The sequence below is a fragment of the Tenacibaculum dicentrarchi genome, assembly GCF_964036635.1.
GTDB classification, from domain to species: Bacteria; Bacteroidota; Bacteroidia; order Flavobacteriales; family Flavobacteriaceae; genus Polaribacter; species Polaribacter dicentrarchi.
Map to the genome: position 1 here is coordinate 1057291 of NZ_OZ038524.1, position 12922 is coordinate 1070212.

At 33.3% G+C, this 12922-nt stretch carries 4 protein-coding genes; 1 reads left to right on the plus strand and 3 read right to left on the minus strand.

All coding sequences use genetic code 11. The annotated features are described in order from the left end of the window. The first annotated feature begins 14 nt into the window (after positions 1 to 14). On the plus strand, positions 15 to 1607 hold the full coding sequence (locus ABNT14_RS04790) for a SulP family inorganic anion transporter (RefSeq protein ID WP_101901733.1): 1593 nt from the start codon (positions 15 to 17) through the stop codon (positions 1605 to 1607). A 188-nt stretch (positions 1608 to 1795) separates the two neighbouring features. Here the strand turns inward: ABNT14_RS04790 and ABNT14_RS04795 are convergent, their stop codons facing one another. From ABNT14_RS04795 to ABNT14_RS04805, 3 genes are all read right to left on the minus strand, one after another. Next, complete coding sequence (locus tag ABNT14_RS04795; RefSeq protein ID WP_101901730.1) at positions 1796 to 2686, minus strand: PorP/SprF family type IX secretion system membrane protein; 891 nt, start codon at positions 2684 to 2686, stop codon at positions 1796 to 1798. A gap of 95 nt (positions 2687 to 2781) precedes the next feature. Continuing rightward, positions 2782 to 10632: an InlB B-repeat-containing protein gene (locus ABNT14_RS04800; RefSeq protein ID WP_348719399.1), complete on the minus strand. Its 7851-nt coding sequence runs from the start codon at positions 10630 to 10632 to the stop codon at positions 2782 to 2784. A gap of 683 nt (positions 10633 to 11315) precedes the next feature. Continuing rightward, positions 11316 to 12866 (minus strand): Fic family protein, encoded by a 1551-nt coding sequence (locus ABNT14_RS04805; protein ID WP_101901932.1) that lies wholly within the window; start codon positions 12864 to 12866, stop codon positions 11316 to 11318. Positions 12867 to 12922: the final 56 nt, after the last annotated feature.

Genomic DNA, 12922 nt, shown 5'->3' on the forward strand with positions numbered 1-12922 from the left:
TAAAAACATATATAATGAAGACTCAAAAATTAAAACAAATTCCTGCGGATGGTTGGGCGGGTTTTAAAGAAAACTTTAAAGCCGATGCTATTTCGGGTTTTATTGTATTTCTATTGGCATTGCCGTTAAGTTTAGGAATTGCAAAAGCGGCAGATTTTCCGCCAATTATGGGATTAATTTCTGCTATTATTGGCGGTTTATTGGTTAGTTTGATTATGGGTTCTCGCTTGTCGATTAAAGGTCCTGCTGCTGGGCTTATTGTTATTATTGCAGGCTCGGTGTCTGATTTTGGTCATGGCGATGCTATTTTAGGCTGGAAACTAGCTCTTGGAGCAATGGTTGTTGCAGGTTTAGTTCAAATTATTTTTGGTGTTTTAAAGCTAGGTAAACTTGCTGATTTCTTTCCGTTGTCGGCAATTCACGGAATGCTTGCCGCTATTGGTATTATTATCATTGCAAAACAAATTCCTGTATTATTAAATGATGCGCCAGATATTTCAAAAGGAATGAGTCCTTTAAAATTACTCTGGAACATCCCTTATTTTATAAAAAACCTAGATCCTAAAGCTGCCTTAATTGGCGTGGTAAGTTTGTTAATAATGTTACTGTGGCCAGGTATAAAAAACAAAACAATTAAAATGATTCCAGCGGCATTGGTTGTATTAATTTTTGCTATTCCTGCTGAATTTTTTATGGATTTTGCCAATACAGAGCCATCATACGCCTTATTAGAGGTAGGAAGTTTATTAAATAATTTGAATATTAACGCAAGTTTTGCGGGCGTTTTTCAAACAGGAATATTTATAAAATATGTAATTATGTTTGCTTTGGTAGGAAGTTTAGAGTCGTTACTGACTGTAAAAGCAATAGATATGCTAGACCCTCACCAGCGAAAATCGGATATGAATAAAGATTTAATTGCCGTGGGTATCGGGAATACTATTGCGGCATTTTTAGGCGGAGTACCCATGATATCGGAAGTAGCACGTAGTTCAGCAAACGTAGCCAACGGCGCACAAACACGCTGGGCAAATTTTTTTCACGGTTTTTTTATTCTGATATTTTTATTAGTAGCAGCCCCAGTATTAGAAATGATTCCTAATTCAGCATTAGCAGCAATGTTAGTGGCGGTTGGTATAAAATTAACACATCCACGAGAATTTAAACATGTTTTAAAAATAGGGAAGGAGCAATTATTAATATTTATAGTAACAATAGTTGTTACTCTTGCTGAAGATTTATTAATAGGAATTGTAGCGGGTATGGTTTTAAAAATGATAATCCATTTAATTAATGGCGTACCGATAGGCTCATTTTTTAAAGCGCCTACTGTGGTGTCTAATATAGGCGATGATTATTTGGTTGAAATTGATAAATCGGCAATTTTTACGAATTATTTAGGGATTAAAAGAGTTTTAGAGGCTATCCCCGAAGGTTTAAATATTACCATAGATTTAGAAAAAACAAAACTTGTAGATCATTCTGTAATGGAAAATTTAGAACATTTTAAGCATGATTATCAGTTTAGCGGCGGAAAGGTTTACATAAAAGGATTAGAAAATCATAAGCCAATGTCAGCACATCGATTAGCGGGAAGGGTTTTATAGTTTTTTTATAGCAAAATAGACGCGATTTTTCTCGCGTCTGTTTTGCTATTTATGATGTTTCACATCGTGGTTTAATTATTATAATCTTGATTGTTGAAATGCGATAAATCGGAATATTTTATTCGCCAATTTTTCATAACTGTACATACGTGATTTATCACATTTCCCATAGAGTAAATTATTCGATGTTAAAAACGGTATTTAAACACAAATTCATGTGAACCACTGCTGTATATTGAAATATCAGTAGTCGTATATTCGTAGGCATATCCTATTTTATAATGGTCTAAAAACTTAAACAATCCGAAGAAACTAACAGATTCTTGGAGACGATGCGATACCCCAATTTCATATTTTTCTAACATACTTGTAATTACTGTAACATCAAAAGATACCGGCACTCCCGATACATAACGCATCATAAATGAAGGCGTTAATTTAGTGTTGTAAACACCATCTAAATCAAATATATAACCAGATGATAAATAAATATGAGGCTTATCTGAGACTTCTGTAATTGTGTTGCCATCTTTTTGGTATCGGCTACTCTTTAATAAGGTAGGAACAGACAAACTAGCATAGTAATTTTTGCCTTTTAAATAAGCACCCACTCCAAAATTAGGATTAAAACTACTGATATTCTTAGAAAATAATGGATCATTTATTTGTAAGGAAGCCAATTCTACATTAAAAAATGAACCCCCAGCTTTTAAGCCTAAAAATAAACTTTGATTTTCTGATAATGGTAATTTGTAAGAAAAATCTAGCGAAACAGCGGTTTCTTTTGCGATGTTAAATTTATCGTTTACAATTGAAAAACCCAATCCCATATTTTTACCTAAAACAGTAGGCGATGAAAACGACAAAGTTTGTGTTGATGGCGCATTTTCTATGCCCGTCCATTGGCTGCGAATCATTGCTGTAGCCTCTGTAGTTTCGCTACTACCCACATAAGCAGGGTTTATAATATTCATATTAAATTGATACAAGCTAAACGAAGGGTCTTGCTGCGCGATTGCCTTGCTGCTTAGCATTGCCAAGAATAGCAGGCTTATATATTTTAGAGTATTTATTTTCATTTTATATTTTTAAATATTGTTTTTCTTATTTTGAAACAACTGTATTTCAATCGCTATAAAAGGGTTTCTATAGCGATTAAAATTTTGAAAAGTTTCTAGTAATTTATATAAATCATGCCTTGAACTGGCTTGATACCTGCTTCATTTAGGTTGATAATATAGATATATGAACCAACAGGAAGCTTTGTACCAGTATCGGTTGCCGTGGCATCCCAAGTGTTTTGGTAGCCTTTTTTATAGTACACTTTTTTCCCCCATCGGTTAAATACTTTTACGGTATTATTAGGGTAGCGGTCTATATTTTGAATTACCCAAGTGTCGTTATTGGCATCTCCGTTTGGTGAAAAACCTTTTGAAGCTGTAATTCCATTTTTAATCACTTTTACAATCGGTACAAATTCTGCTTTAAATTCTTTATCAGCATCGGCGATATCGGTTCTCGTTTCCGAAGTATTATTATCGCTCCATTTTACAAATTCATAACCAGTATTAGCAATCGCTTTTACTTCGGATGTTGCTTTTCCTTCTTCAATAGTTTGGGTTAAATTTCCTGTAATTGTTCCGTTATTTCCTGCGGTGTATTTTACCGTGTAATTTTTAACGACAACTACAGTTTTCACAAATTCTGCTTTAAATTCTTTATCAGCATCGGCGATATCGGTTCTCGTTTCCGAAGTATTATTATCGCTCCATTTTACAAATTCATAACCAGTATTAGCAATCGCTTTTACTTCGGATGTTGCTTTTCCTTCTTCAATAGTTTGAGCTAAATTTCCTGTAATTGTTCCGTTATTTCCTGCGGTGTATTTTACCGTGTAATTTTTAACGACAACTACAGTTTTTACAAATTCCGCTTTAAATTCTTTATCAGCATCGGCGATATCGGTTCTCGTTTCCGAAGTATTATTATCGCTCCATTTTACAAATTCATAACCAGTATTAGCAATCGCTTTTACTTCGGATGTTGCTTTTCCTTCTTCAATAGTTTGAGCTAAATTTCCTGTAATTGTTCCGTTATTTCCTGCGGTGTATTTTACCGTGTAATTTTTAACGACAACTACAGTTTTCACAAATTCCGCTTTAAATTCTTTATCAGCATCGGCGATATCGGTTCTCGTTTCCGAAGTATTATTATCGCTCCATTTTACAAATTCATACCCTGCATCGGCAATTGCTTTTACTTCGGATGTTGCTTTTCCTTCTTCAATAGTTTGGGTTAAATTTCCTGTAATTGTTCCGTTATTTCCTGCGGTGTATTTTACCGTGTAATTTTTAACGATAACTACAGTTTTTACAAATTCTGCTTTAAATTCTTTATTAGCATCGGCGATATCGGTTCTCGTTTCCGAAGTATTATTATCGCTCCATTTTACAAATTCATAACCAGTATTAGCAATCGCTTTTACTTCGGATGTTGCTTTTCCTTCTTCAATAGTTTGGGTTAAATTTCCTGTAATTGTTCCGTTATTTCCTGCGGTGTATTTTACCGTGTAATTTTTAACGACAACTACAGTTTTCACAAATTCTGCTTTAAATTCTTTATCAGCATCGGCGATATCGGTTCTCGTTTCCGAAGTATTATTATCGCTCCATTTTACAAATTCATAACCAGTATTAGCAATCGCTTTTACTTCGGATGTTGCTTTTCCTTCTTCAATAGTTTGAGCTAAATTTCCTGTAATTGTTCCGTTATTTCCTGCGGTGTATTTTACCGTGTAATTTTTAACGACAACTACAGTTTTTACAAATTCCGCTTTAAATTCTTTATCAGCATCGGCGATATCGGTTCTCGTTTCCGAAGTATTATTATCGCTCCATTTTACAAATTCATAACCAGTATTAGCAATCGCTTTTACTTCGGATGTTGCTTTTCCTTCTTCAATAGTTTGAGCTAAATTTCCTGTAATTGTTCCGTTATTTCCTGCGGTGTATTTTACCGTGTAATTTTTAACGACAACTACAGTTTTTACAAATTCCGCTTTAAATTCTTTATCAGCATCGGCGATATCGGTTCTCGTTTCCGAAGTATTATTATCGCTCCATTTTACAAATTCATACCCTGCATCGGCAATTGCTTTTACTTCGGATGTTGCTTTTCCTTCTTCAATAGTTTGGGTTAAATTTCCTGTAATTGTTCCGTTATTTCCTGCGGTGTATTTTACCGTGTAATTTTTAACGATAACTACAGTTTTTACAAATTCTGCTTTAAATTCTTTATTAGCATCGGCGATATCGGTTCTCGTTTCCGAAGTATTATTATCGCTCCATTTTACAAATTCATACCCTGCATCGGCAATTGCTTTTACTTCGGATGTTGCTTTTCCTTCTTCAATAGTTTGAGCTAAATTTCCTGTAATTGTTCCGTTATTTCCTGCGGTGTATTTTACCGTGTAATTTTTAACGACAACTACAGTTTTTACAAATTCCGCTTTAAATTCTTTATCAGCATCGGCGATATCGGTTCTCGTTTCCGAAGTATTATTATCGCTCCATTTTACAAATTCATAACCAGTATTAGCAATCGCTTTTACTTCGGATGTTGCTTTTCCTTCTTCAATAGTTTGGGTTAAATTTCCTGTAATTGTTCCGTTATTTCCTGCGGTGTATTTTACCGTGTAATTTTTAACGACAACTACAGTTTTCACAAATTCCGCTTTAAATTCTTTATCAGCATCGGCGATATCGGTTCTCGTTTCCGAAGTATTATTATCGCTCCATTTTACAAATTCATAACCAGTATTAGCAATCGCTTTTACTTCGGATGTTGCTTTTCCTTCTTCAATAGTTTGGGTTAAATTTCCTGTAATTGTTCCGTTATTTCCTGCGGTGTATTTTACCGTGTAATTTTTAACGACAACTACAGTTTTTACAAATTCTGCTTTAAATTCTTTATCAGCATCGGCGATATCGGTTCTCGTTTCCGAAGTATTATTATCGCTCCATTTTACAAATTCATAACCAGTATTAGCAATCGCTTTTACTTCGGATGTTGCTTTTCCTTCTTCAATAGTTTGGGTTAAATTTCCTGTAATTGTTCCGTTATTTCCTGCGGTGTATTTTACCGTGTAATTTTTAACGACAACTACAGTTTTCACAAATTCCGCTTTAAATTCTTTATCAGCATCGGCGATATCGGTTCTCGTTTCCGAAGTATTATTATCGCTCCATTTTACAAATTCATATCCTGTATTAGCAATCGCTTTTACTTCGGATGTTGCTTTTCCTTCTTCAATAGTTTGGGTTAAATTTCCTGTAATTGTTCCGTTATTTCCTGCGGTGTATTTTACCGTGTAATTCCCTGTAAATTTTAAACGTATAGAAACAGGTAAATGATCGGAAGCTGTTTTGGTGTATTCATTGTTATAAAGTTCATAATGGACTTTTTCAGAACCTGACAAATAATTGTCGTTAAGCTCATTAGAAATGGTAATATGGTCAATCAGGTTAGGGAAAGACGGATATGAACGGAAACCAGCCTTACTTAAAGCTGTTGTTGTAATGGTATAATTAGTAGGGTCTTGTATAAAGGCATCATAGGTAGATGTGCTTGTGTTTACCCTTACAACTGTTTGATCGACATCGTCATTATAATCACCTAATAAAACGACATTTTTTGTCGAAAAATTAGTGTCAAGCTCTTTTTTTAGCACTTCGATATCATACTTACGCATATCATACCTGTTTTGAGCATCACTATTATTGTTTGCTCTGGCATGTAAAACGATAAAACTAAACTCTTCTGTGATGTTATTTAAAGTAACATCGGCAGTCATTAAAAAAGGCAATCGCCCACTGGCAAAAAAACTAGCTTTACTAGGATGCGGGAAATCTTGAATAGCGCTTTCATCATTTCCGTTATAATACGGATGAATTGCTTTTAATAAAGGGCTGCTATTTTTAAAATTTACAACTGATTTTTTATAGATAAAACCTAATTTTTGAGTTACTCCTGTAGTATTATTAGGATACGAAACAGCATCCGATAAAATAAAATCGTAGGCAGGTAATTCAGTTACAAGTTTTTGGAATAAAACAATATCAGCAATTTCTTGAACAGCAATTACATCGGCATCTAAACCAAGCAATACTTCCTTTACTTTTTCTTTCTGAATTTCATCTGAATTTGGATTGCCAGCTGCAGGTGAGTTGGTCTGATCTCCAAACCACTCAATATTCCAAGTAACAATATCTAAGGTTTTATCTTTAGCAATAGCGTCATTTACAGAACTTGGGTGCTCATATTGCTTGGCACAGCTTACATCACTTTTTAATCTTGGTAATACTTGTAGCGTAGCATTATATCTGCCTACCACACCTGTAATTTGGTCGCAATTTTCTGGCTGTGCTAAACCTGTAAGTTCTTTTGCATCAGCATCAATTCTTATTTGTGCTTTATTATTGTAGGCATCGGTAATTTCAATATTTGAATTTCCAAAAATCATACTCCCTGGAAGTGGAAAGCTAGGATTTAAAATTTGAACCAATTCACCAGGATGATTTGCTAATTCAGCAAGTGTAATTACCTTCGGGATTATAGGGTTTACTGCGGTTGTACTAGCTACAGCAGAAATAACATTGATTAACTGAATTTGCCCATTATGCGTGCTTTTTGTTGCTTTTACAGTAATTTGATCGCCTATTTTAAATTTTCCTTCGCCGTGAATTTTATCATCAAAAATAGCAATTCCACCAGTTTCATCTTGAATATAAGCCGATCCTGCAAACTGATCAGTAACCGTTAAAATTCCTGTTATGCTAACTATTTCGCCACTAACTTTGGTTCTTGCATCGGCTATTTTAATAATTACTTGAGGAGCTTCAACAACATCATTAAGTTGTAAACGAACAGAAACAGGAAAGTGATCAGAAGTTGTTTTTTCGTACAGATTATTGTAAAATTCATAGTGTACTTTTTCAGAACCTAATAGGTAATTATTGGTAAGTTCGTTAGAAATGGTAATATGATCAATCATGTTTTCTCTAGAGGCATAAGAGCGGAAATTTGCCTTGCTTAGAGCGCTTGTAACAATCGTATAATTGCTTGCATCTTGTACAAAAGCATCGTATGTAGTAGCATTGCCAATTACATCGTTGGCTACCACTGTTTGATCTACGTCATCATTATAATCACCTAATAAAACAATGTTTTTTGTTGGAAAATTAGCGTCAAGCTCTTTTTTGAGTGTTTCAACATCGTATTTACGCATATCGTACTTACTTTGCGCTTTGGCAGCACTGGTATTTGCCCTGGCATGTAAAACGATAAAATTAACTTCTTTTGTTTGGTTATCAATAGTAATATCGGCGGTCATTAAAAAAGGTAATCGACCACTTGCAAAAAATCTGGATTTCTTCGGATCAGGGAAATCTTGAAGTGCACTTTCATCGTTTCCGTTATAATAAGGATGAATTGCTTTTAATAAAGGCGTACTACTTTTAAGGTTTACTACTGATTTTTTATAGATAAAACCTAATTTTTGAGGCATTCCAGAAGTGCTATTAGGATACGAAACAGCGTCGGATAAAATAAAATCGTAGGCAGGTAATTCAGCAATAAGCTCTTTAAATAAATCAATATCGATAATTTCTTGAACAGCAATAATATCAGCATCTAAATTAAGCAATATTTGTTTTACTTTTTCTTTCTGAATTTCATCTGAATTTTGGTTGCCAGCAGCGGGTGATTTCTTTTCATCTCCAAACCATTCAATATTCCAAGTAACAATATCTAAGGTTTTATCTTTGGAAATTTTATCATGATCTAAGGGTGGATGCTGGTATTTTTTAGCGCAGTTTATATCGCTAGTCAATCGAGGGATTAACTGAAAATTATAATATCTTCCTACAACACCTGTAATTTCGCTACAGCTTTGAGGCTGTGCTAAACCTGTAATTCCGTTTACATCAATATCTATTCTTAAGTTGGCGGTATTGTTATTATTGTCAAATATTCTATAATTCGAATTTCCAAAAAACATATTTCCTGGGCTAGGAAATATAGGGTTTGAAATTTTTACCAATTCCGCAGGGTGAGCAGCTAATTCATTTAAGGTGATTTCCTTCGGAACTATGGGGTTTGTTGCTGCTCCATGATTTGAAATACCAACAATGTTTATTAGTTGAATCTGGCTTTTATCAGTAGCTTTAAAAGCTTGAACGGTAATTTCATCGCCTATTTTAAACTTTCCTTTTCCGTGTACATCTTTATCAAAAATTGCGATTCCACCAGTTGCATCTTGAATATAAGCCGCTCCCGCAAATTGATCGGTAACGGTTAATATTCCTTTTACCTGTATTTCATCCCCATCATTTTTAGCTCTTGCTGCTGCTATTGTAATAGTTGTTAAAGATGGTATCGGAAAAACAGTGGTGTTTTCTTTTCCAGGCGTGGGTCTTGCCTGTGTGTAGGTATCGGTATTTCTTAAGCCTCCGCTACCGTTAACAATACGTTGTAAAGAATGCCTGTCTTTATCATCTTTTGCGTTTTCGTTAACTTGAGGTTGGTTGGCGTTTAGTAGTATTAGTAAGCCTGTATCGTCATTGTCGTTGGTGTCATATACAATGGCATCTACTAAATTGTTGGTTGTTATAGGGGTACCATTATGAAATTCGCTAGCATCAGCATGATATAAAGCAATGGCATCGGCACCATTTTGAATTCCATTTTTAGCAAATTCAACTAAATTTACATTCGCCACCGTACTATTACCAATTACGAAATAACCATCAGCAGTTGTTTTATGCCCTGTTAAGTCAATAGTTTTATAACTTTTATCTTTACCACCGTTAAAGAGTACAATAGTATGATTGTCTAAAGAAGTATTTCCTGCGCCACCATCATATAATTCAATAAATTCATTGGTATCAGTCCCTTTTTGATCTACATCAATCTCATTAATCATGATTGTTATAGGCGTATTATTAGTCGTACTCTCTAAAGTTGTAGCAGATACAGTATTACTAGCAAGCGAACTGTTAGTGGCATCATCAATAGCTTTTACTGTAAAAGAGTAGGTTGTGTTGGCTGTTAATCCTGTTAGATTAAAAGTAGTGTTACTAGTGTTTCCTAAATTTACAGTTCCATTAAATATCTGGTAGTGGGATACGCCAATATTATCAGTAGCTATTTCCCATGTTAAAGTTACTTGGGTTTCTGTAATATTTGAAGCCGTTAAATTGCTAGGGGCAGCAGGTGCTTCTGTATCGGTATTTGTAGGGGGAGTAGTACTACTACCGTCAGTATTTTCTTTACCAGGCGTAGGAGTTGCTTGTGTATAGGTATTGGTATTTCTTAAACCGCCGCTACCATTAATAACACGTTGCGAAGAATGATTTTCTTTATCTTTTTTCCCGTGTTCATTAACTTGAGGTTGGTTGAGGTTTAGCAATGCCAATAAGCCAGTGTCGTCTTTATCATCGGTATCATATACAACTGCATCGACTAAATCGGTGGTTGTAACAGGCGATCCATAGCTAAATTTACTAGCATCAGCATGGTATAAAGCAATGGCATCGGCACCATTTTGAAGGCTAAATTTAGTAGGAGTGAAATTAACATTTGCCACGGTACTACTACCGATTACAAAATACCCATCGGCAGTTGTTTTATGCCCTGTTAAGTCGAAGGTTTTGTAACTTTTATCATTACCACCGTTAAATAGCACAATACTATAGCCACTTAAAGAGGTATTTCCTGTGCCTCCATCATATAATTCAATAAATTCATTGGTATCACGACCTTTTTGATCTACATCAATTTCGTTGATCATTATTGTTATAGGAGTTCTTCTTAATGTTTCTGAAACTTTAGGTGGGTAATAAGTTGTGGTTTCAGGTTCAATAAAATTAGCTGCCTTATAGTAACTCGGAATTGGAGAAAAACTATAAAAGATAGACAGCAAAAAAGCAATTAACAGAGGGGTCTTTTTTGAGTGAAAAAGGTTCATTTTGTGAAAATTTAATTTCGCGCAAAATTACAACTTGGTTTTGTGAAATTGTTGTTTTTTTAAATGATTGTTGTGTACTTATTGTCATAAGTATCTGATTTCATTCTTTTTATTAAGAAAATCGTAAATTAAACAGTTGGTTTATCTATTGTAAATCAGGTAATTAGTAACTTTAATTATTTGAGATATATTCATGATTTTAAATAAATTAACCTGTATAATACTATTTTTCTGAAGCAATTTCCCGCTTTCCGCACTCGCTCTTTTTTGAAAAAAATCAAAAAAGGAGCTCAAACAATTGCTTCAATCGGGGCTAGGCATTTGTATATAAAGAAAAAAATTTCCAAATGAATAAATATGTAAAGAAAATTCAATTACTTTTAAATAATAAGCTATTAGCTGTGAAATTTTAACCTTTAATGAAAAAAGAAGTGTATTTACAGTAAATAATTAAAATTTCATAGAATAAAGAAAAATTTAATTATTTTTAATAAATTATCTTAAATAGAGTTTTTTGTTATAAAACACAAATAAACCTCTCTATTAGAAGGGGTTATTTGTGTTTTTATGGTATTACTTTCCGATACAGAAAGTAATAAGCCTTGTTTTTAAAGGGTTTTAGAGTAGGTGAGGTGGAGTAGTGGTGTAAGATTTTTGTAGAGTAAAAAAAATATTTTTTTTATTTATAGGTGTTCCATTTTATAAAAAATAGTATTATAATTTGTTTGTATATCTATAATTTCGGTGCTTTCTAATACTGAAAATTCTTTTTTTAGTGCACGTTTTGATAAAATACCTTCATTCTGTTCTAAAAATCGAATGAGGATTGCAATTGTTTTGTTAGGCATTTCAAAATGATTATCTAAGTATTTTTTAAATTGATCATATTTTTGAAGATAACTAACTTCTTCAGGTATAATTCTGACAAGTGTATCCTCTACACAATCATATAAAAACTCAGCTTGCTTTGTAGCGTCAAAATAACGATAAAAATCAATGGTATTATTTGTGACCTTAATGTTATGATTTTCCGTTTCTTTCCATATTATGTAGTCTAATAATGGATGAGAATAAGATTCTAAAACAGTTTTGTAATCATTAATATGCTCTAAAATTGAGGCAGAAACAGGAAAAATAACTCCTTGTTGTGTAAATTTCTTTTTAGCTAAAATATGATGCATTATATAACGATGCAAGCGACCATTTCCGTCTATAAAAGGGTGTATAAATACAAAACCAAATGATATGGTTGCAGCGGCTAAAACAGCATCATAACTGTCATCTTGTAATAGTGTATTTGTATCTATTACTCCATTTAATAATTTAGGAATATCTTCTTCTTTTGCAGAAATATGATCTGGAATAGGTTCTCCTGAGCTTCTATCATGATCTCCCACAAAACCACCTTCTTTCCTTAAGCCCATTTCTATAAACCTACTGTTTTCTATAATTATTTGTTGTAAGCGCTCAAGTTCGGCAATACTTAATGAGTTTCCACCTGCTTGACCAATTGCTTTACCCCAACGCATAGCTCTATTATTGCCAGGATTTTCACCCTCTATAGTAAAAGATGCTTTAGAGTCTTTTAATAATAAAAAAGAAGAAGCGCGTTGCAATATATCTTTATGTATGCTATTTAGAATTGTATTTTTTCTGCTAGATAAATTACTATTAATATAGTTTTCTAACTTTTCAGTTTTAAAAACTAATGGACAAAAATCTACCGTTCCTGGTAGGTTATTGATTATTTTGTGCCTTGCAGATTCTTCTCCTTTTATTGTGTACTGAATATTAGCGTCAAGTAGTTGAATGTATTTACGTTTCTTTAAATCTACCGCTACATCAATTTGTTCTTGTTGAAGCCATTCGTATATAAACCAAATCTTTCGACTATATTGACCAGATGGTTCTATGTGTAGAATCTCTTTTATTTGGTCTTTTGTAATTACTTCAAATAACGCTTTAAATAATAGTAAATTAATACCTTCATATTTAATAGCAAATACCAACTGTTTGTACAATGTCTCTTCTGGCTGGTATGAAGTCGGAAATACTTTCCAATGGTCATTATTATATTTTTTGCTTTTTTTAGTTATTAGAGATAGGCTATTTGGAAAAGGTATTGGTAATTTTAAACTTTCTATTATAGCACCATAACCCACTATTTTTCCTTTTTCAGGTGTATTTCTTCCTTGAAAAAATGAAGTTTCATTTAATGGTATTATTATTTCCATACTATAAAATTATTTAAATTATAATCAAATATAATTAAAAAACATGCGCAAATTAA

Coding starts and splice junctions, on each gene's coding strand:
- ABNT14_RS04805 (WP_101901932.1), bottom strand. CDS start 12,866: ATGGAAATAATAATACCATTAAATGAAACTTCATTTTTTCAAGGAAGA.
- ABNT14_RS04790 (WP_101901733.1), top strand. CDS start 15: ATGAAGACTCAAAAATTAAAACAAATTCCTGCGGATGGTTGGGCGGGT.
- ABNT14_RS04795 (WP_101901730.1), bottom strand. CDS start 2,686: ATGAAAATAAATACTCTAAAATATATAAGCCTGCTATTCTTGGCAATG.
- ABNT14_RS04800 (WP_348719399.1), bottom strand. CDS start 10,632: ATGAACCTTTTTCACTCAAAAAAGACCCCTCTGTTAATTGCTTTTTTG.